This window comes from Desulfomicrobium escambiense DSM 10707 (genome assembly GCF_000428825.1).
In the GTDB taxonomy this organism is placed as follows: Bacteria; Desulfobacterota; Desulfovibrionia; order Desulfovibrionales; family Desulfomicrobiaceae; genus Desulfomicrobium; species Desulfomicrobium escambiense.
Window position 1 is genome coordinate 38565 of record NZ_AUAR01000015.1, and the last position, 20192, is coordinate 58756.

At 65.6% G+C, this 20192-nt stretch carries 16 protein-coding genes; 10 read left to right on the forward strand and 6 right to left on the reverse strand.

Features of this window, described 5'->3' with window-relative positions:
- Nucleotides 1–82 precede the first annotated feature (82 nt).
- Nucleotides 83–907, reverse strand: coding sequence for a glycosyltransferase family 2 protein (locus tag G394_RS0112500; protein WP_028577934.1), 825 nt, complete (start codon nt 905–907; stop codon nt 83–85).
- Between G394_RS0112500 and G394_RS0112505 the strand changes: the two genes are divergently transcribed.
- The 4 genes from G394_RS0112505 to G394_RS19120 all read left to right on the forward strand — a co-directional run bounded on the left by G394_RS0112505 (nt 906) and on the right by G394_RS19120 (nt 4800).
- Nucleotides 906–2006: a glycosyltransferase gene (locus G394_RS0112505; RefSeq protein ID WP_028577935.1), complete on the forward strand. Its 1101-nt coding sequence runs from the start codon at nt 906–908 to the stop codon at nt 2004–2006. The two genes, G394_RS0112500 and G394_RS0112505, sit on opposite strands and share 2 nt — an antisense overlap.
- Nucleotides 2003–3106: a glycosyltransferase family 4 protein gene (locus G394_RS0112510; RefSeq protein WP_028577936.1), complete on the forward strand. Its 1104-nt coding sequence runs from the start codon at nt 2003–2005 to the stop codon at nt 3104–3106. The genes G394_RS0112505 and G394_RS0112510 overlap by 4 nt, the downstream gene beginning before the upstream one ends.
- Complete coding sequence (locus G394_RS0112515) at nt 3103–4137, forward strand: glycosyltransferase family 9 protein (protein WP_028577937.1); 1035 nt, start codon at nt 3103–3105, stop codon at nt 4135–4137. The genes G394_RS0112510 and G394_RS0112515 overlap by 4 nt, the downstream gene beginning before the upstream one ends.
- Nucleotides 4138–4239: 102 nt before the next feature.
- Nucleotides 4240–4800, forward strand: a complete 561-nt coding sequence (locus tag G394_RS19120) for a hypothetical protein (RefSeq protein ID WP_051307170.1) — start codon at nt 4240–4242, stop codon at nt 4798–4800.
- Between the two features lie 11 nt (nt 4801–4811).
- On the opposite strand, the gene G394_RS0112525 is transcribed toward G394_RS19120, so the two are convergent.
- The 3 genes from G394_RS0112525 to G394_RS0112535 form a co-directional block, all read right to left on the reverse strand.
- Complete coding sequence (locus tag G394_RS0112525) at nt 4812–6422, reverse strand: DUF3369 domain-containing protein (RefSeq protein WP_028577938.1); 1611 nt, start codon at nt 6420–6422, stop codon at nt 4812–4814.
- Entirely contained in the window at nt 6419–8392 is a 1974-nt protein-coding gene (locus G394_RS0112530) for a sensor histidine kinase (RefSeq protein WP_028577939.1), read from the reverse strand. Before G394_RS0112530 ends, G394_RS0112525 begins: the two co-directional genes overlap by 4 nt.
- Nucleotides 8393–8529: 137 nt before the next feature.
- Entirely contained in the window at nt 8530–10203 is a 1674-nt protein-coding gene (locus tag G394_RS0112535; protein ID WP_028577940.1) for a Na/Pi cotransporter family protein, read from the reverse strand.
- Between the two features lie 312 nt (nt 10204–10515).
- On the opposite strand from G394_RS0112535, the gene ppsA reads away from it, so the two are divergent.
- The 4 genes from ppsA to G394_RS21535 all read left to right on the forward strand — a co-directional run bounded on the left by ppsA (nt 10516) and on the right by G394_RS21535 (nt 16619).
- On the forward strand, nt 10516–12927 hold the full coding sequence (ppsA, locus tag G394_RS0112540; RefSeq protein WP_211226272.1) for a phosphoenolpyruvate synthase: 2412 nt from the start codon (nt 10516–10518) through the stop codon (nt 12925–12927).
- Between the two features lie 220 nt (nt 12928–13147).
- Entirely contained in the window at nt 13148–13861 is a 714-nt protein-coding gene (locus tag G394_RS0112545; protein ID WP_051307177.1) for a response regulator, read from the forward strand.
- Nucleotide 13862: 1 nt separating this feature from the next.
- Nucleotides 13863–15182, forward strand: a complete 1320-nt coding sequence (locus tag G394_RS0112550; protein ID WP_028577943.1) for a HAMP domain-containing sensor histidine kinase — start codon at nt 13863–13865, stop codon at nt 15180–15182.
- 105 nt (nt 15183–15287) lie between these two features.
- Nucleotides 15288–16619, forward strand: coding sequence for an HD-GYP domain-containing protein (locus G394_RS21535; RefSeq protein WP_051307171.1), 1332 nt, complete (start codon nt 15288–15290; stop codon nt 16617–16619).
- A 53-nt stretch (nt 16620–16672) separates the two neighbouring features.
- Here the strand turns inward: G394_RS21535 and G394_RS0112560 are convergent, their stop codons facing one another.
- Complete coding sequence (locus tag G394_RS0112560) at nt 16673–17587, reverse strand: EF-hand domain-containing protein (RefSeq protein WP_028577945.1); 915 nt, start codon at nt 17585–17587, stop codon at nt 16673–16675.
- A gap of 397 nt (nt 17588–17984) precedes the next feature.
- Here G394_RS0112560 and G394_RS0112565 point away from each other — a divergent pair, with 397 nt between their 5' ends.
- Nucleotides 17985–18290 carry a putative quinol monooxygenase gene (locus tag G394_RS0112565; RefSeq protein WP_028577946.1) on the forward strand — a complete coding sequence of 102 codons (306 nt, stop codon included), beginning with the start codon at nt 17985–17987 and terminating at the stop codon, nt 18288–18290.
- Between the two features lie 27 nt (nt 18291–18317).
- Here G394_RS0112565 and G394_RS0112570 read toward each other — a convergent pair whose 3' ends face one another.
- Nucleotides 18318–18959 (reverse strand): YqaA family protein, encoded by a 642-nt coding sequence (locus G394_RS0112570; RefSeq protein WP_084435616.1) that lies wholly within the window; start codon nt 18957–18959, stop codon nt 18318–18320.
- A gap of 443 nt (nt 18960–19402) precedes the next feature.
- Here G394_RS0112570 and G394_RS0112575 point away from each other — a divergent pair, with 443 nt between their 5' ends.
- Nucleotides 19403–20182, forward strand: a complete 780-nt coding sequence (locus G394_RS0112575) for a class I SAM-dependent methyltransferase (protein WP_211226274.1) — start codon at nt 19403–19405, stop codon at nt 20180–20182.
- The last annotated feature ends 10 nt before the right edge of the window (nt 20183–20192 follow it).

Sequence of the window (20192 nt, forward strand, 5' to 3'; positions counted from 1 at the left end):
GGGTGAAATGGGGAGACTGGTGCGTTGACGTGAAATCGAAATTGTGTGTCGAAAGATCCGGAAGTGAACTCCTGCCGGGAATTCACGGCAGGAAAGGCGCCGCCAGCTCCCGAACCCGCAACGCCTCCTCGTCCTTGCCGTACTTGATGCAGCCCTGGGCGTAGAGCCGTACCCGCTCCCGCAGGGACGCCACGGCCAGGGCCCGCTGCTCGGCGGTCAGATCCATGGTCCGCAACAGGTCGATGACGGCGTAGACGCGGTACAGGTCCAGGCCGATGATGCGCCGCGACAGCTGGTCCGCGTGCCCACCGGTCTTGACGACCAGGGCCTCGGGGACCAGGCCGACCGCATGGCGGACCCCGACCCGCAGCCACAGACTGTAGTCCTCGCAGGCCGTAAGCCGTTCGTCGAAGGGGCCGAGCTCCCCCCACAGGCCGCGCGAGAACATGACGCACGACGGGCTGATCAGGCACAGTTCCAGGGATTTCTCCAGAAACCACCCGGCGGGCTTGGCGTGCTTGAAGCGCGGGTTGACCCGCACCCCGTCGCGAATCCAGATCTCGTCGGTCTGGCAGATCTGCAGGCCGCTTTCGGCCATGAAGCGGACCTGCCGCTCAAGCTTTTCCGGCATCCAGTAATCGTCCGAGTCCAGGAGCGCGATGTACCTGCCCCGGCTGGCGGCGATGCCCAGGTTGCGGGCGGAGCTCACCCCTTTATTTTCCTGACGCATTCCCGTAAGCCGGGGATCGTCGAATCCGGCCAGGACCTCCGCGGTGCGGTCGGTGGAGCCGTCGTCGACGACGATGAGCTCCAGGTCGGACCGGCTCTGCGCCAGCACCGAGGCCACGGCCCGGCCCAGAACCTCCGCCCGGTTGTGGGTGGGAATAATTACGGAAACACATGTCATGAGATGCATCCAGGTCGTCAATGTGCGGTGGTTCAACGCCACCGCGTGGTACGCCATGTTCCTCGGCCGCCTGCTGATCGAGGCCGGACACGAGGTGCTCGTCCTCGGCCTGCCCGGCACCCTCTCGGCCCGCAAGGGCGAGGAGTGGGGGCTGCCCATGAAGCTCATGGACCTGAACACGGCCACGCCCTGGGGCATAGCCGCGCTCTACGCCGAACTCAAGGGCCTGGTGCGGGAGTTCCGGCCCGACGTGGTCAACTGCCACCGCGGCGAATCCTTCCTGCTGTGGGGACTGCTGCGCAAGGAACTGGGCTCCTTCGGGCTGGTCCGCACCCGCGGCGACCAGCGCCTGCCCAAGGCCAATTTCGTCAACCGCTGGCTGCATAACGATGTCAGCGACGCGGTCATCACCACCAATTCGCCCATGACCCGCCATTTCCTGGACGCCTTCGGCATGGCGCCGTCCAGGCTGCACGAGATCCTCGGCGGCGTGGACACCACCGCCTTTCACCCCGACGCCGAAGCCAGGGAGCGCATCCGGGCTGAACTGGGCTACGGGGAACACGATTTCGTGGTCGGGCTCCTGGGCCGTTTCGACCGCGTCAAGGGCCAGCTTGAGCTGATCAAGGCCGTGAGCCGGCTGCGCCGCGAGGGGGCGGGGAGTCTGCGCCTCCTCCTGCTGGGCTTCGACTCGGCCACGCCGGAGGCAACCGTGCGCGGCTGGATCGCCGAGCACGGCGTCGAGGACGTGACGACCATCACCGGCAAACGCCCGGACATCCCCGCCTGTCTGAACGCCCTGGACCTGGGCGTGGTGGCCTCCCTGTGGTCCGAGACCATCGCCCGGGCGGCCCTGGAAATCATGGCCACGGGTGTTCCCCTGATCGGCACGGACGTGGGCGTCATGCCCGACCTGCTCGAACCCGCGGCCCTCTTCCCGGCCGGTGACGTGGAAGCCATGGCCCTGCGCATCCGCGCGGCCATGACAGACCCGAGCCTGATGACGGCCCTGCGCGAGGGCCAGTGCCGCCGCATGGGAGGCCTTTCGGAGCAGGCCTTCCTGACCCACACCCTGGCCGTGTACGAGGGACTGCGATGAAGCGCGTCGCCCTGCTGCTGCCCACCCTGAGCCGCTACGGAGGAGCCGAGCAGTTCGGTTTCCGCCTGGCCGGATACCTGGCCGCGTGCGGCGACTTCGACGTGACCTTCGTCTGCGCGAAGCAGGACGGAGAGGCGCCCGAGGGCGTGCGCGTCATCCGCGTCGGCCGGCCCGTGCCGGGCAAATTCGGCAAGACCCTGTGGTTCGTCCTGGCCGCCGAAGCCGTGCGCCGCAGGGAGAAATTCGACGTGACCATCGGTCTGGGCAAGACGCTCTTCCAGGACATCGCGCGCCTGTCCGGAGGACCCACCGGACCGTTCTGGGACCATTCCATCAAGGCCTTCGACGAAGGTCTGCCGCGCACCGTCAAAAGCCTCTCCCGCCGCCTCTCGCCGGGCAAGCAGCTCTCCGCGGCCGTCGAGCGTCTGATGATTCGCAACACCCGGCTACTCGTGGCCAACTCCCACTTCGTGCGCGACCTGACCGTGGCGACCTTTTCCTACCTCAAGGCCGAGAACATCCCCGTCATCTACAACCAGCCCGATCTCGGCCGCTTCCGCCCCGGCCGGCCGGAGGACAAACCGGCCCTGCGCGAACGCTTCGGCCTCCCGGCCCAGGGAGAACTGATCGTCACGGCGGGCACCAATTTCCGCCTGAAAGGTGTGCACATCCTCATCCGCGCCCTGAGCAGGCTGCCCGCCTCCTTCCGCCTGGCCGTGGCCGGCGGGCGGGGCAGCTCCGAAATGCTCGCCCTGGCCGGTTTCCTGGGCGTCGCGGACAGGGTCCGCTTCCTGGGCCGCGTCGACGACATGCCGGCCCTGTATCAGGCCGGGGACATCTTCGTGCTGAACACCTTCTACGACGCCTGCGCCAACGCCGTGCTCGAAGCCCTGGCCTGCGGCCTGCCCGTCGTCTCCACGGCCTACAACGGCAGCTCCGCCTTCCTGCGTCCCGACGCGGTCCTGCCCGACCCGACCGACCACACGGGACTCGCCGGACGCATCGAGGCCCTCGTCCACGGCGGCTCCACGGCCAGAACCGATTTCAACCCGCCCCGCGGCCTCGAGCCCTACGCGGAACTCATCCGGAAGTTTGCATGACGGACCTTTCCTCCTTCAACCCCGCACGCATCCTCGTCTGCCAGCTGCGCCAGATCGGCGACGTGCTGCTGACCACCCCGTCCATCCGCCTGTTGCACGAACGATTTCCTGGCGCGGCCATCGACGTCTTCACCGAAAAGAAGTGCGTCCCGGTCCTGGAAAACAACCCCCACGTGCGCCGGGTCTGGGCCCTGGACAAGAAAGCCTTGCCGAACTTCCTGGCGGAGCTGCGCTATTACGCCCGCATCGCCGCCGAAAACTACGACCTCGTGGTGGACTTCCAGCAACTGCCCCGCTGCCGCTTCGTGACCCTCCTGAGCCGCGCCCAGGTCCGCCTGACCTATCCGCCGCCGTGGTACAACCGGCTCCTCTACACCCACTGGGCAGCTCCGACTCCTGGGTATTCGGGCAAATTCCGGGCCGGCATCCTTGCGCCGCTAGGCATCGTCTGGAACGGCCAGGCCCCGGAGCTGTTCCTGACCGACGAGGAAAAGCGCTGGGCCAAAACCTATCTGGCCGGTTTCGGTCTGGAGCGCGGTCGATTCATCACCCTCGACCCGACCCACCGCCGCTCCACCCGCCTCTGGCCCGCCCGTCACTATGCGGACATGGTCGCCAAGGTCCACGCGGCGCGCCCGGACCTGCGCTTCTTCATCCTCTTCGGTCCCGGCGAGGAAGCCATGGCCCGGGAGGTGCTGGAGCACTGCCCCGTTCCTGAAGCCTGCGTCCTGCCGGACGCGGTCATCGGTCTGCGGCAGATGGCGGCCGTGCAGTCCATGGCGCGGCTGCACGTGGGAAACTGTTCCGGACCGCGCCACTTCGCGGTCTCCGTGAACACGCCGACCCTGACCATTCTCGGCGCCACGGGCGGAGGCTGGCGCTTCCCCTCCGACGCGCACAGCGACATCTTCGAAGACCTGCCCTGCCGCCCCTGCAACGCAAATTTCTGCGCACGCAAGGACCACGCCTGCCTCGAAAACCTTCCCCCACGCCGTGTCGCCGACCGGGTTCTGGAAATCCTGGGGGACTGAGCGCCCGGGACGGGCGGCGTATTGCCCCCAACACGATTCGCGTCTATTGGTACAGCGGCTGGATGCCACTCCGTCCCGAAATTTCACCCAAGGAGCGACCTCATGAAAAAAACCATCCTCGCCATCTGCATACTCCTGTGCTGCGCGGGCCAGGCCATGGCCGACGCCCTGGACACCTTTCTCGACAACGTGAACGTCCAGGCCGCCGGAGACCGTCATGGCGCCATCGCCAACATCGGCTCCCATTTCGGGGTGCCCTCCTCCGACGTCGAACTTCTCATGGGCACCACCGGCAGCCTGGCCGACGCCTTCATGGTCCTTCAGCTCGGACGCTGGACTGGCCTGAGCCGCGACAGGATCATGGGCGTGTACGGTTCCAGAAAGGGGCAGGGCTGGGGCGTCATGGCCAAGGAACTCGGCATCAAGCCCGGCTCGGCTGAGTTCCACGCCCTCAAGAACGGGGACTTCGGCTACGACCCGCGCCGTCCCTACGACGACAAGGGTGACGCCTCGAAAAAAGGCGGGGCCGCGGACAGGGGAGGCAAACCGGACAAGGCTGAAAATTCCGACAAGGGCGGCGGCAAAGGGAACAAAAAAGGTCCCGGCAACAACGACAACCTGCTGCCCTCGGACCAGGGCGGCGGCAAAGGAAAGAAGAAGTAACGCCCCAGCCTTTACTCGGGACGGTTTGCACCGTCCCGAGCCGCTTCTCGAGCCGTGTAGCAGACCCCGCACTCGTCGTGGTACTGCTCCCAGATGGCCATGAATTCCTCACGATTCTCCAGCAGGATATCGACCAGGCACGGGTCGAAATGCCTGCCGCTCTCCTCCAGAAAATGCGCGAACACCTGGTCCCAGTTCCAGGCCTCGTGATAGACCCGCTTGTTGGACAGGGCGTCGAAGACATCGGCCACGGCGACGATGCGGCCGTGGACGTGAATCTCCTCCTCCCTGAGCCCCTGCGGATAGCCGTTGCCGTCCCAACGTTCATGGTGCAGCAGCACGATGCGGGCCGCCGTCTGGATGATGGGGCTCGTTGAACGGCTCAGGAGTTCGTAGCCGCGCCGCACGTGGCTCTTGATGACCTCGAACTCCGCGGGCGTCAGGGGGCCCGGCTTGTTCAGGATGGAGTCGGGGATGCCGATCTTGCCCAGGTCGTGGGCCGTGGAGGCGATCTTGAGCATCTCCGCCTCCTCCTCGGGCAGGCCGTACTTGAGAGCCATGAGGCGCACATACTCCGACACGCGGCGCACGTGGCTGCCGGTCTCGGCGGAGCGGCACTCCATGGTTTCGGCGATGTGGAAGATGACCTCCTTCTGGGTGTCTTCGATGCCCTTGTTCAGGAAAAGGTTGTCGAAGGCCAGGGAGACGTTGGTGAAGAAGAGTTCGAGCAGATCGTGGTCGTTCTCGTCCAGTTCCCGGCCGACCTCGAAATAGAGGAAATTTTCCGAACCTGTCCTGCTCTTGAAGTACCAGGCGCACTTGCCGTCCTCGCAATAGAAGCCGTGGGCCCTGCTCCTGGCCCTGTCCAACGCCTTGTGCACCGTCTCCCCACGCACGTCCTCGATGGGGCGCTCCACAAACTCGCAGAACTCCCCCGTGGCCGCCAGAACGATGGAGCGGCCCTTGATCCCCGAGGCGGCAAGGCCCGAGGCGTGGCTGTAGACGGCGTCCTTCCTGAGCTGGAGGATGGCCGTCAGCTGGCTCAGCACCCCGCAGCCGAGCTTCTGCAGGGACTGACGCTCAAAGATGTCCGAGGAGGCTTCGATGATGCGCTTGAGACCCTGGCGGTTGTCTTCGATGGTCGTGATGAAGCTGTAGCTGCGCAGGGCCGAGACGATGGTCACGAGCATCTTTTCCAGGGTCAGTTCGGTCTTCTCCTTGTAGTCATCGATGTCGTATTCGAGGATGACCTTGGCCGCGGGCGCCTTGCCGGGCTGACCCGTGCGCAGGATGATGCGCACGGCGAGGTTCCTGAGCTCCTCCCGGATGTGGCGGACGAGCTGCAGGCCGCTGTCGTCGGTCTCCATGACCACGTCCAGGAGGATGACGGCGATGTCGTCGTGCTCGCGCAGCACGGCCTTGGCCTCCTCGGCGCTGTAGGCGTGCAGGAAGCCGAACGCGCGTCCATGGTACTCCTGTCCCGAGAGCATGTAGACGGTGACGCTGTGGACATCGGCCTCGTCGTCCACGATCAGGATCTTCCAGGGCTCCTCGGCCGTCCCCGGAGCCGGTCCGGCCTGCCGCTCCTCTTCCTTGAACAGGATTTCGTCGTTGTCGGTCATGCCTCTCCTTGCCCCACGGGCACGCGCACCTGGAATGTCGTGCCGTGGCCCGGCGCGCTGCAGCAGGTGACGGTCCCGCCCAGGGTGCGGGTGACGATGTTGAAGACGATGTGCAGGCCCAGGCCCGTGGAGCCCTTGGCCCGCGCCGTGGTGTAGAACGGTTCGAAAATCTTGTCCTGCACCTCGGGCGGCATGCCCCGCCCGTCGTCGGAATAGGTCAGATTGAGGGAGCCGCCGACCCGCGCGATCCCGATGCGGATGAGCCCGGCCTGACCCTCGTCATAGGCGTGGGTCAGCGAGTTGACGATGAAATTGGTCAGGATCTGCGACAAGGCGCCAGGGTAGCTCTCTACGACCAGGTCCTCGTCGCAGTCCACCTCGACCTTGTGCCTGGTCTTCTTGAGCTTGGGGCGCAGGCTCAGGAGCACCTGCCCGACATACTCGCTGACGTTGAAACTCCTGCGGTTCTCGGAGATCTGGTCCGCGGCGACCATCTTGAAGCTGCGGATCAGGTCCGAGGCCCGGTTCAGGTTGAGCAGGCTCATCTCCAAGCCTTCCCGCGTGGAATCGAGGTATTCCGAAAGGTCCGAACGCTTCATCTCGCCGCGGCCGAAAAGGTCGCTCAGGACGCGGTTCTTTTCGGCCATGGTCGAGGTGGCCGACAGGGCCACGCCCACGGGGGTGTTGATCTCGTGGGCAACGCCCGCCACCAGTCCGCCGAGGGCCGCCAATTTTTCGGACATGACCAGCTGGCCCTGGGCCTGGCGCAGGTTCTCCAGGGCGGACTGCAGGTCCGCGTTGGCCTTGGCCAATTCCGCGGTGCGCGTGAAGACGCGCTCCTCCAGCTCCGAGTTCAGGAGGCAGCATTCCTCCTCGGCCCGCCTCCTGTCTAAATCGTGCCCTTCGAGGCTCGACGCCATGCGGTCGAAGGCCGCCGCCAGCCGCCCGAGCTCGCCGTCGGTGTGATCAAGGCCAGTGCGGGTGCTCAGATCGCCCGTGCCCAGGCGATCCGTGGCCGTCATGAGGCGATCGAGCCGCCGCAAAATCGCGTGCTCCCCCACGAACCAGGCCACCGCCAAAGCCAGCGCCGCGGCCAGGGCCAGGGAAACGAAGTTCCAGATCAGCGCCCGCCTGGCCGAGGACAGGGCCTGGCCCTCGGGCTGCCCGAGACGGATCATCAGCCCCTGCAGGGGGGTACCCTCAAAATCGAGGCGTTTGAAGCTGTAGAGCCTGCGCACGCCGTCCACGCCCCTTTCCAGGAAGGTGCCCTCCTCCCTGTCGCCCGACATACGCGCGATCATCCGTGGCAGATCGGGCACCCAAGTGTATTTCTGCGTTTCGGGAAAACGCGTCAGCCGGATACCCTCGGCATCCGTCAGCGTGAAGATCGAACCTTCGGGGAGATGGAAGTCGTCGAAAACCTTGCTGAAGTAGTTCAGATCGAAAGAGGCCGCCAGGACGCCGCCCACCCGTCCCGCACGGTCGGCCACGGGCTGGGCGAATTCCATGACGACATGCCGCGTGGCGTCCACCAGGTGGTAGGGACCCATGGCGAAACGGCCGGTCTGCGTGGCTTCCTTGAAAAAAGGCTCGTTTTCGATGCTCGAAAAGGAGTCCGCCGGGAAAACAGCCACGATGCGGCCCGTGGTGTCGGACAGGGCCAGGGCCACGTACGCCGGGTGGGCGGAGAGCATTTCTTCGAGCAGAAGCTGGGCGCCCAGGGGATCAAGCTGCTGCACCTCGCGCGCCTTGGCCAGGGTCGCCAGCAGGAGACGCGCGTCCGCAATGATCTGCTCATGGTGCCGGGCCATGAGCTGAATCTGCCTCAGGGCCGAGCTCTCGGCGCTTTGGATCGTGTTCTCGCGCAGGGTGTACCCCGTGACGAGCATGATGCCCAGGGCAGGCAGAATGGCCGTCAGAACCAGGAAAATGAGGCTGGCCCGTATGGAGGAGAAGGCAGGAATTCGCATTGTCCCTCCGGCAGACCGCAGAGACCGGTTTCGGTTCTCGTGCGTGTCTGCAGGAAGGATATAGGCCGGAAAGGAATGTCGCAAGACATTCCCGCGCAACGTGCGTCAGGCGGAAACGTTTTTGCGCATCGGGCGGATCAGCGCTGCATGGCCACGGTGCGGGCGATGGAGTAGCAGTAGTCCCCGATCTTCTCCAGCCTGGCGAGCAGGTTGATGAAGGCCAGGCCGCCCTCAATGCCGCACTTGCCGACCTTCAGGCGCTCGATGTGCGCGTCGCGCATGGTTTCCCGCATGGCATCGATGGCCCGCTCCGTGTCCTCGGCCCGGGCCATGAGGCCTTCGGGCTGCTTGATGAGAGCCTGGTTGATCATATTCAGGAACTCGTCGACCTTGGCCGAGATGACGAAGAGGTCACCCATGGCGTTCTCGCTGAAGCGCAGCTCCTTGTCCACGATGTCCTCGCACAGGAGGCCAAGAGCCTCCACCGCATCGCCAATCCTTTCGAGGTTGTTGACGATGCGTATCTGCTCCGCGATATCGTTCGAGATCTCCTCGTTGAGCTCGCTTTGCATCGTCTTGGCCAGGAAGGTCGAAATTGCCTTGTGCGCGTCATTGATGTGGGTCTCGAAACGCTGCCGCATCTTCACGGTGCGGTGGTCACGCTTTTCCAGGCTCTCCAGGGCGTTGGCGTAGGCCGCGTTGACCGTTATCGACATGCGGTGGATTTCGCCGCGCACCTGGGCCAGGGCGGCGACGGGGTTGTCCTCGACGTGCTGATCGAAGACCGGCAGGCGGAACAGGTCGTCGCCGGCAGTCTTGTCCTTGGGCGAGCACCAAGTGCCCACCCGGATGAGCGCGGGCAGGAAAACGAGAAAGACCAGGGCATTAGTCAGGTTGAACAGGGTATGGCCGTTGGCCAGATATCTGCCAACATACGGGTATTCCCCGTTGACCTGCATGTCCCAGGGCTGCGCGCCGGTCAGATGGACGCTGACCCATTCGACCCCCTGTAGGAAAAACGGGAAGATGGCCAGCATGATGCAGACGCCGAGCACATTGAACATCGTGTTGGACCTGGCCGCCCGGTGGGAGTCGCTACAGCTCGACCCGATGGTCGCCAGTTCGGCGGTGATGGTCGTGCCGATGTTCTCGCCCAGCACCAGGGCCATTGCCGAGGGAAAGTCGAGAAGCCCCTGCGTGGCCAGGGTCATGGTCAGACCGACCGTGGCCGACGAGGACTGCAGGATCATGGTCAGGATGCAGCCCGTGGCCACGCACAGAAGCACCCCGCCCATGGAGGACGCGTCGAACTTGGTGAAAAAGGCGATGAATTCGGGATCCGCGCGCAACGGCTTCAACCCGTCGCCCATGACGGTCATGCCGAAAAAGAGCAGGCCGAAGCCGAGGATGACTTCGCCGAGATAGCGATACTTCTTGCGCGGGGAAAAATACTTCAGGGGCACGCCGATGGTGATGGCCGGCAGCGCCAGGCTCGACAGCTTGAAGGCGATGAGCTGGGCGGTCATGGTCGTGCCGACGTTGCAGCCGAGCATGACACCAACGGCCTGGTTCAGGCTCATGAGGCCGGCCGAGACGAAACTGATGAGCATGACCGTGGTGGCCGACGACGATTGGACCAGGGCCGTGACGGCAGCACCCGTGGCGAATCCGACGACCCGGTTGTTGGAGACGGCCTTGAGGACGTTGCGGATCCTGTTGCCCGCGGCCATCTGCAGGCCTTCGGTCATGAACTTCATGCCCAGGATGAAAATGCCGAGGCCCCCAAGGGTCTGAATCAAAACATCAAACATGTGGTATCCGTGATCCTTGTGTTACATTCGTATGACAGCGAACCGAAATCCGAATTTCTGTAGAGTATCTCCGGCGGTAAGAAAAGATTTTTTACGATTCTGAAACAGGCCTGAATCAAAACGGACATTTTCAAATTTTTTCAGCAGGATCAGATTGTTACAACTTGATGACGCGTCCGTTTGCAGTCATTTCCGACAAAACAGATCAGAAAGTTTTCCGACAAATCGCGCGCCGAGTTGCGAAAATCCCCCGGGGCTGGCATGGTTGAACCGAAAAACCGCAGCCTGATTCGCACCCCAAGGAGGATGCCCGTGGACAAACAACAAGCCTTCGTTCTCTGGTTCGACGAGATCGGTATCGAGGACGTGCCGCTGGTGGGCGGCAAGAACGCGAGCCTGGGCGAGATGTACCGCAACCTGATGGCCAAGGGCGTGCCCGTGCCCGGCGGCTTCGCCGTCACCGCCCGGGGGTACCGGCACCTGCTGGACAGTTCCGGCGCCATGGACAGGATCAGGGGCATCCTGCAGGGCCTCGACACCCACGACATGGACAACCTGATGGAACGGGGCAGTCGCATCCGCTCCCTGATCCGCGGCCTGGAGTTCCCGGCAGACCTGCAGGGCGCCATCGCCGAGGCCTACCGCAAGCTGGAGGCGCAGTACGGCCAGGGCGTGGACGTGGCCGTGCGCTCTTCGGCCACGGCCGAGGACCTGCCCGACGCCAGCTTCGCCGGCCAGCAGGAAACCTACCTCAACATCCGCGGCGTGGAGGATCTCCTGGACGCCTGCCAGCGCTGTTTCGCCTCCCTCTTCACCAACCGCGCCATCTCCTACCGCCAGGACAAGGGCTTCGACCACTTCTCCATCGCCCTGTCCATCGCCGTGCAGAAGATGGTCCGCTCGGACCTCTCGGCCAGCGGCGTCATGTTCTCCATCGACACGGAGACGGGCTTCCGCGACGCCGTGTTCCTGACCGGCGCCTGGGGCCTGGGCGAGAACGTGGTCCAGGGCGCCGTCAACCCGGATGAATGGTACGTCTTCAAGCCGACCCTCAGGCAGGGGTTCAAGCCCATCATCATGAAGCGCGTGGGCGGCAAGGCCATCAAGATGATCTACACCACCGACGCCAAGGCCCCGACCAAGAACGTGGCCGTGCCCGAGGAGGACCGCCGCCGCCTGGTCCTGTCCGACGACGAGGTCGTGGCCCTGGCCCGCATGGCCTGCACCATCGAGGAGCACTACAGCGCCATCCGCGGCCAGTTCACGCCCATGGATATCGAATGGGCCAAGGACGGCCAGACGGGCGAGCTGTTCATCGTCCAGGCCCGGCCCGAGACCGTGCATTCCCTCAAGGACCGGGCGACCCTGAAGAAGTACGTCCTGATGGAAAAGGGCGAGGTCCTGGTCCAAGGGCAGTCCGTGGGCGAACTCATCGGCCAGGGGCCCGTGCAGGTCATCAAGTCGGCGAGCATGATCCACGCCTTCCGCAAGGGCGAGGTTCTGGTCACGGACATGACGGACCCGGACTGGGAGCCCATCATGAAGATCGCCTCGGCCATCGTCACCAACCGCGGCGGCCGGACCTGCCACGCGGCCATCGTCAGCCGCGAGCTCGGCATCCCCTGCATCGTCGGCACAGGGAACGCCACCACGCGCCTGAACCAGGGCGCGGACGTGACCGTGGACTGCTCCGAAGGGTCCGTGGGCACGGTCTACCGGGGCCTTTTGCCCTTCGAGGTGCAGGAGACGAACCTGAAAGCCCTGCCCAAGCCGAAGACCAAGATCATGATGAACCTGGCGAGCCCCGAACAGGCCTTCGAGAAGAGTTTCATCCCCAACGAGGGCGTGGGCCTGGCGCGCGAGGAGTTCATCATCAGCTCCTACATCAAGATCCACCCCCTGGCCCTCTTGAACTACGAGACCCTGCCGGACGAGATCCTGAAGCGCGCCATCGCCGACATGACCTCGGGCTACGCGGACAAGGCCGAGTATTTCGTGGACAAGCTGGCCGAGGGGGTCGGGATGCTGGCCGCGGCCTTTTACCCCAAGCAGGTCATCGTGCGCCTGTCGGACTTCAAGTCCAACGAGTACGCCAACCTCATCGGCGGCAGGCTCTTCGAGCCGGACGAGGAGAACCCCATGATCGGCTGGCGCGGGGCGTCGCGGTACTACTCGGACGGGTACAGGGAGGCCTTCGGCCTGGAGTGCCGGGCCATGAAGAAGATCCGCGAGGACATGGGCCTGACCAACGTCGAGATCATGATCCCCTTCCCGCGCACCGTGGAGGAGGCCAAAAAAGTCATCGAGACCATGGCCGGGTACGGCCTGAGGCAGGGCGAGAACGGCCTCAAGGTCATCGGCATGTGCGAGATCCCGTCCAACGTCATCCTGGCCGAGGAGTTTCTCGAGGTCTTCGACGGCTTCTCCATCGGCACCAACGACCTGACCCAGCTCATCCTGGGCGTGGACCGTGACTCGTCCCTGGTGGCCCACGTCTATGACGAGCGCAACCCGGCCGTGAAGAAGTTCGTGCGCCAGGTCATCGAGGTGGCGGTGAAAAAGGGCAAGTACATCGGCATCTGCGGCCAGGCGCCCAGCGACTACCCGGAGTTCGCCGAGTTCGTGGTCGAGTGCGGCATCGGCTCCATGTCCCTGAACCCCGACACGGTCATCAAGACGACCCTCATCGTGGCCGAACTGGAAAAACGGCTGGGCATTTCCTGACCGGTCCGTCACGGCCGGCGCCGGATCCCTCCCTGCGGAGGGCGGCGCCGGTCGGGGCGACCTCGACAGCGCCGTCGCGTCAGCGTAGCATTCGGACCTGCAGGCGAAACGGACCCGACCGACCCTCGGCTTCGAACCGGCACGCCCCTTTACACTTTTTTACACCCGCCCGGACGCGGCGGGGGTGCGCCGCGCCGTTTTTTTCCGCATAATCCCGAACATGACCCACCACGCCACCCTCCCATCGGGAAGCAACATCCTCATGGTCGACGACGACCGGGAACTGTGCCGTCTGCTGCAGGAATACTGCGCCATGGAAGGGCTGCCCCTGCGCGCGGTCCACAACGGCGAAGCCGGGGTGCTCATGGCCTTGAGCGGCAGTTTCGACCTCGTCATCCTCGACGTCATGATGCCCGGCATGTCGGGCACGGAGGCCCTGCGTCGCATCAGACTCCAAAGCATGGTGCCCGTACTCATGCTCACGGCCATGGGTGACGACGAGGACCGTATCCTGGGCCTGGAACTGGGCGCCGACGACTACGTACCCAAGCCCTGCACGCCGCGCGAGCTCGTGGCCCGCATCAGGGCCATCCTGCGCCGCATGGGCCAATCCCATGACGGGCTCCAGGACATCCTCTCCAATGGCGACATCCGTCTCTGGCCGGGCAGGCGCACGGCCGAGGTGAACGGGCGCCCCCTGTCCCTGACCGGGGCGGAATTCTCCATCCTCACCGTTCTGACCCGGCGCGCCGGACAGCCCGTCAGCCGCGAAACCCTCTCCGAGGAAGGCCTGGGCCGTCCCGTGACGCGCTTCGACCGCAGCCTGGACGTGCACCTGTCGAGCATCCGCCACAAGCTGGGGCCCGGACGGGACGGGCGCCCCCGCATCCAGACGCTGCGCGGCCGGGGCTACCAGCTGCTGCAGGACGAATGACATGGGCCGCCTGTTCTGGAAGTGCTTCGCGGCCACGTGGCTCACGCTCATCCTGGCCGGTGCGGCCACCTTCTTCGGGATGCGCCTGTACCGCCTGGCCGAGGACCCCGAACACCTCCTCATGCACGGGCCGAGGGTCGGGTTCGAGCTGGACATGGCGAAGGTCGTGCTCAGACATGCCGGTCCCAAGGCCCTGGCTCACGCCCTGGACGAAACCGGCAGCTCGATGCTGGTCATCGGGCCCACGGGCCTCGACATCCGGGGACGCGTCCCCGACGCCGGTCTGGCAGCCGCAGCCCTGAACAGTTCCGGGTCATCCCTTCCGGACGGCGTCGTCCGCGTCGACACGGCGTCGGGCGTCCACACGCTGCTCATCCCCGGCGCCCCCCCGTCGCTCGACCCCGCGAAAGGCCCGCCCCCGCCTCCCCCGTCGCCAGGGGAGCCTCTGGCCTTTGCGCTCGTGGCCAGCGTCCTGCTCTCGGCCCTGCTGGCCTGGTATCTGGCCCGACCGGTGAAGGAGCTGCGCGGGGCCTTCTCCGCCATGGCCGAGGGCCGCCTGGACACCCGCGTGGGAGATGCCATGCCCCGGGGCGACGAATTTGCCGACCTCGGCCGTTCCTTCGACCGCATGGCCGAAAAGCTGCAAACAATCATCCTGGCCCAGCGACGCCTGCTGCACGACGTGTCGCACGAGCTGCGTTCGCCCCTGGGCCGGCTGCAGGTGGCCCTGGGCATCGCCCGCCGCGACCCATCCAGGGCGGACTGCGTCCTGGAGCGCATGGAGCTTGAGGTCGAGCGGCTGAGTGGGCTCATCGGCGAGATCCTGTCCCTGACGCGACTCAACTCGGGCGTGGAAACCGAGCTGGCGGAGCGCATCGACCTGGGGGAACTGGCCGAGGGCCTCGTGCATGACGCGCGTTTCGAGGCCAGCGGCAGGGGCTGCGAGGTACGTCTGGAGGAACTGGCCCGGATTCATGTCCATGGCCGGACTCGCCTCCTTTCCCGGGCGTTGGAGAACGTGATACGCAACGGTCTCAGGTTTTCGCCCCCCGGAGGGGAGCTGACCGTTGAAGTCGGCTTCAGCGACGGGTGGGCCGTGATCCGCGTCTGCGATCAAGGTCCCGGCATTCCGGAAAAGGACATCGCGGCGGTCTTCGAGCCCTTCGCCCGCGGCCGCAACACAGGCGAGGCCGACGGTTTCGGCCTCGGCCTGGCCATCGCGCGAGGGGCCGTCGAACTGCACGGCGGGGCCATCGAAGCGGCCAATCGGGAGGAAGGCGGGCTGCGCGTCGAGATCCGCCTGCCCTCGGTCATCCCTTGAGCAAGAGCGGCCACACGATCCGGGACATGACAACATGCTCCGGAACGGATACATCAGGCAGGAACACAATCTCCGTTCCGTTTCCATGCATACCCGGAGCAATGCATGCCTTCGTCCCGGAACATCCCCCTCGTGACCTACGTACGGCGGACCCTCGTCGCCCGCCTGGCGTTCATGGCCGCGGTCATCGCGCTGGGCATGGCCGTGCTGGCCTATATGGCCGAGGAACGCATGCTGGCGCGGGAAGTCGTCTTCGAGGCCCGGATCGGGATCGAGGAACTGGCCGACCGCACGCGGGAACTCATGGTCATGGACAACCTGCGGCCCAGGGAGGCCTTCCGCAAGACCCTGGCCGAACTCGCCGCCTCCAGGCCGAAAAGAAGAAACGGCAAAGTCGTCTACGCAGGGTTTTCCAAGCCCGACATCGAAGGCGCCGAGGAGTATCTGGACAGGACGTTCGTGCTCCATCAGGCCGTATGGGATTACGTGCACTCCGGCAGGGCGCCGCACGCCGGGCCGGGGGAAGCATGGTCGCAGACGACCGTCATCGCGGACCTGCTCTGCGTCCATGCGGTGCTGCCCCTCGGCGACCCCGCGCGCAACGAGACCGGGCAGGCCGAGATCGTCTTCGTCCCGTCCCCGGAAATCCTGGCCGCCATGAACAGGAAGTCCTTCATGACGGCGGGCATCGTTGTGCTCATCACCCTGGCCACCACGGGACTGCTCTACCCCGTGGTCCTGCGCCTGACCGACCGTCTGGTGGCCTTCTCCCGCAACATGCAGGCCGCCAACTTCGAGACCCTGTCCCTGCTGGGCTGCGTCGTCGCCAAACGCGACAGCGACACCGACGACCACAACTACCGGGTGACCCTCTACGCGCTGCACATGGGGGAAGCCATGGGCCTGGACGCGGACCAGATGCGCGCCCTGACCAAGGGCGCGTTCCTGCATGACGTGGGCAAGATCGCCATCAGGGACGACATCCTGCTCAAGCCCGGCAGGCTCACCCGGGAGGAATTCGAGATCATGAAGACCCATGTCCGCCACGGCCTGGACGTCATCGACCGCTCGACGTGGCTGCGCGACGCGCGGGACGTGGTCGGCGGGCACCACGAAAAGTTCGACGGCGAGGGCTACCCCGGCCGGCTGGAGGGTGCGGACATCCCCCTGACCGCCCGCGTCTTCGCCGTGGCCGACGTCTTCGACGCCCTGACCTCCCGCCGCCCCTACAAGGCGCCCCTGAGCCGCGCCGAGGCCCTGGGCATCCTGATCCGCGGGCGCGGCAAGCACTTCGACCCCGAAGTCGTGGACATTTTCGCCGCCATGGCCAAGGACCTGCACGAGCGCTATGCGCACAAGACGGGGAGCGACCTCAAGGCCGAACTCATCGACATGTCCTGGAGGTATTTCCAGGCCGACGCGGAAACCCTGGTCTGACACGACGCGACCGCCGCCCGGAGGCCCGCGCGGCGGCCGCGCCTGGGGTCCCCTTACGCCCTGACGGAAAACCCGTTTCCCGACAGGGCGGACATGCCGTCCTCCCCCATCATCCTGTACATTTCGAATCTCGAAGCAGCCAATGCCTGCGAGGCGCCCGCCCCGGAAGACGTCCTGCCCCGGCCGGCCGCGCCGCGCCCGGCGAACTCGGCCGCCGAGACGAGGCCGTCCCCGTCGGTGTCGAGGGACTGCAGAACCTCTTCTGCATCGACATCCGCGCCGGTGGCCTCGTTCCGCTCAGCCACCGCCGCGGCCAGTTCCGTCGCATCCACCACGCCGTCCTGGTTGGTGTCGGCCGCGTCGAAGATTTCCTGACCGCCGCCCGATGACGGCATGTTTCCGCCGCCCATGGGCATGTCGGCATTGTTGCGGCGCAGGGACTCGAGCCCGGCCGCATGCTCGGCCTCGGTCACCAGCCCGTCGCCGTCGGCGTCCATGGCGGCGAACAGCTCCGCCGCGTTTACGTCCCCGCCCTGGGCCTTGTTTTTGGCGACGACGGCCGCCGTCAGCTCCTCTTCGGTGATGTTCCCGTCCCCGTCGGCGTCCGTCTGCGCAAAAAGTTCCTGGGCCAGTGACGAGGCGCTCATGCCGAGATTCGTCATCATGCTGGCCTGGGCCAGATCCTTGTGCAGTGCGGCCAGTCCTTCCTCGTGCTCGTCCTCGGTCACGAGGCCGTCGCCGTCGCCGTCCAGGGCGGCGAACAGTTCCTCTGCGTCGGGCCCCTGTCCGTTCCCGGCTTTGGCCGCAAGCGCCGCCTTCAGCTCCTCCTGGTCGATGGCGCCGCTGCCGTCGGCGTCCGTGGAAGAAAAAAGTTCCGGCGCCATCCTGGACGGGTCGGGCCTGGACCTGCCGCCCCAAATGGACGCCATGCTCTGGGAGAACCCAGGCGAGTCTATACCGCTGATCATGACTGACTCCCTTGTCAGAAGTTCATGGGCAGAAAAAGAAGGCCCACGGCGGGCCGTCCCTTCCTGCCTGAAAGCGGCAGCAACTCACGGTCCCATTCGGGGGCCTTGGACGTAAAGTTATCTGTAGCTGGGTAAAGATCGCCGCAAAGGCGACGCGAGACGCACGTGTCCGTCTGCTGCCGCCGACATTGCGACACCCTGCATTCTGCACGAACGCCTTATATTTACACGGAAAATTCGAGAGAAGAAGGGCGCACGACTTTGCCACCCCGACTCCCGGACAAGCTGGACGGCCCAAGCTCCTCCTTGCCTGACGCGGTGCACATCCGATAGCACGGCCCATGGGCGCCGTCCGGCGCCCGCAGAATTTCACCGCGCACGCTGCAGGAGGCCGCTCATGTTCGTCGTCATCGTCGATATCGCCGTCAAAAGGGATTTCATCGAGCAGTTCCGGGAGGCGGTCATCCGCCAGGGGAACAATTCACTGACCCTGGAGGAGGGGTGCCTGGGCTTCGACATCCTGCAGGATCCGGCGGACCCTGCCCGCTTCACGCTCTACGAATCCTATCTCGACAGCCGGACCTTCCACGACGTGCACCGCGCCACACCGCACTTCGCGGATTACGCGGCGACGACCTCGGACTGGGTGGAAAGCAAGAGCCTGCGGGCCATGACCAAGATCTGGCCTCTGGAAGACGATTGACGGGGCCGTCCGCGGTTGCGGACGGCGCTATTTCAGATATTTGATGGCGGCGAAGCCGAGGACGGCCAGAACCGCGAGAGCCGTGGCGGCCAGTTCGAAATGGCGCTCCATGAAGGGCTTGATGCGCGCGCCGAACATGCGGATAAGCCCCGCCACGAGAAAGAAGCGCATGGCCCGACCCAGGACCGAGGCCAGGACGAACTGCGCCAGGTCGAAACGCATCATGCCCGAAGCGATGGTGAAGACCTTGTAGGGGATGGGGGTCACGGCAGCGATGAGCACGCCGAAGAAACCGAAGTTCTCGTACCACGCCTTGACCATCTCGACCACGGCCTCGCCATGGTACATGCGCACGATGGGCAGGCCCACGGTTTCCCACAGCCCCCAGCCGATGAAGTACCCCAGCAGGCCGCCCACCACGGAGGCGGCCGTGCACCACAGGGCCAGACTGAGCCAGCGGCGCGGGTTGCAGAAGCACAGGGCGATGAGCAGGACGTCCGGCGGCACGGGGAAGAAAGAACTCTCGGCGAAGGACAGGATGATCAGCGCCGGCAGGGCATAGGGCGTGGCCGCCCAATGCAGGGTCCAGTAGTAGAGCTTGCGCAGGGGGTTGCGCGTGGCGCGGGCCCGGGCCAGGTCGTCCTGGGGCAGTGTGTCGTGACATTTCATGGCCGCGGCACATCAGCATAAAAGACCGAAAATCACAACCGCAAAGCGCGGTTGCCCGCAACCCTCCGCTTTTCTTTGGATCATCCGGGTTGAGCGTCCAGGCTATCATCGGATGCCCACTGACGTCGTTGAACGTTAATCCGAGCGCGTCACCACAAGTGAACCGTCATCGCGAGCGCAGCGCGGCCTGGTCGGGCAACGCGCGAGATCCATCCTCGACGTGCGCTGGAATACAACCGGAAAAGATCTTGAAAAACTGGATTGCCGCGTCGAAGACTCCTCGCAATGACTGGCTTCCACATTGATTCATCCTGCTTGAACGCGGCCAGAGTTGACCTGTCGCGGCTCACAAGCTCATGGACGCTCAAACCCGGAAGAGCCTTTTCTTTTCCCCGCTTTTCCCGCACAGTCCCCGCGAACATTCTCCGCACCCCGAGACCGACATGGCCCCACGCACGTCCACCAATCCCGCCCCCGGCGGCAAGCCCCACAGGCAGGCCTTCGCCCTGCCCTGGCCCCTGCCGGCGCTGCTGACCTGGTCCGCGTGCTGGACGCTCTTCCTGATCCTGCACGACCTGCAGCTGCCAATGGGATGGTCCGCCGCCGGCGCCACGGTCGTGGGCGTCACGTCCGGCGCCTTTGCCCGCTCCTCGTGGCGCCGGCTGTTCATCGCCGCAGGCTTTCCCCTGTCCCTGGCCGCGTCGGGACTGGGCGCGGGTCTCCCGGCCTGGGGCTGGCTCCTGGCCCTTGGTCTGCTCGCGCTGCTCTATCCCATGAAGACGTGGCGCGACGCCCCACTTTTCCCGACCCCGCACGGCAGCCTCGCGGGCCTCGACACAGTCGCGCGTCTGCCCGCCGGGGGCCGCATCCTCGACGCGGGCTGCGGCCTGGGCGCCGGGCTGGCCGAACTGCGCGGCGTCTTTCCCGACGCGCAGCTCACGGGACTGGAGTGGAGTTGGCCCCTGCGCCTGGCCTGCGGCCTGCGTTGCCCCTACGCCCGCGTCCGGCGTGGCGACATCTGGAAGGAGGACTGGTCGGGCTACGACCTGGTCTACATGTTCCAGCGGCCCGAAAGCATGGGCCCGGCGGCGGACAAGGCGCGCCGGGAACTGCGACCCGGCGCGTGGCTGGTCAGCCTGGAATTCGAGGCCCCGTCCCTGCGCCCAGAGGCCGTGCTGCGCAACGTCCACGGCAAGCCCGCCTGGGTGTACCGCATGAAGTGAGCACTGTGGT

Excerpts from the sequence above, each read along its gene's own strand:
- G394_RS19120 (WP_051307170.1), top strand. The coding sequence starts at position 4,240 with ATGAAAAAAACCATCCTCGCCATCTGCATACTCCTGTGCTGCGCGGGC.
- G394_RS0112515 (WP_028577937.1), top strand. The coding sequence starts at position 3,103 with ATGACGGACCTTTCCTCCTTCAACCCCGCACGCATCCTCGTCTGCCAG.
- G394_RS0112500 (WP_028577934.1), bottom strand. The coding sequence starts at position 907 with ATGACATGTGTTTCCGTAATTATTCCCACCCACAACCGGGCGGAGGTT.
- G394_RS21535 (WP_051307171.1), top strand. The coding sequence starts at position 15,288 with ATGCCTTCGTCCCGGAACATCCCCCTCGTGACCTACGTACGGCGGACC.
- G394_RS0112510 (WP_028577936.1), top strand. The coding sequence starts at position 2,003 with ATGAAGCGCGTCGCCCTGCTGCTGCCCACCCTGAGCCGCTACGGAGGA.
- G394_RS0112505 (WP_028577935.1), top strand. The coding sequence starts at position 906 with ATGAGATGCATCCAGGTCGTCAATGTGCGGTGGTTCAACGCCACCGCG.
- G394_RS0112545 (WP_051307177.1), top strand. The coding sequence starts at position 13,148 with ATGACCCACCACGCCACCCTCCCATCGGGAAGCAACATCCTCATGGTC.
- G394_RS0112535 (WP_028577940.1), bottom strand. The coding sequence starts at position 10,203 with ATGTTTGATGTTTTGATTCAGACCCTTGGGGGCCTCGGCATTTTCATC.
- G394_RS0112570 (WP_084435616.1), bottom strand. The coding sequence starts at position 18,959 with ATGAAATGTCACGACACACTGCCCCAGGACGACCTGGCCCGGGCCCGC.
- G394_RS0112525 (WP_028577938.1), bottom strand. The coding sequence starts at position 6,422 with ATGACCGACAACGACGAAATCCTGTTCAAGGAAGAGGAGCGGCAGGCC.
- G394_RS0112565 (WP_028577946.1), top strand. The coding sequence starts at position 17,985 with ATGTTCGTCGTCATCGTCGATATCGCCGTCAAAAGGGATTTCATCGAG.
- G394_RS0112575 (WP_211226274.1), top strand. The coding sequence starts at position 19,403 with ATGGCCCCACGCACGTCCACCAATCCCGCCCCCGGCGGCAAGCCCCAC.
- G394_RS0112530 (WP_028577939.1), bottom strand. The coding sequence starts at position 8,392 with ATGCGAATTCCTGCCTTCTCCTCCATACGGGCCAGCCTCATTTTCCTG.
- G394_RS0112560 (WP_028577945.1), bottom strand. The coding sequence starts at position 17,587 with ATGATCAGCGGTATAGACTCGCCTGGGTTCTCCCAGAGCATGGCGTCC.
- G394_RS0112550 (WP_028577943.1), top strand. The coding sequence starts at position 13,863 with ATGGGCCGCCTGTTCTGGAAGTGCTTCGCGGCCACGTGGCTCACGCTC.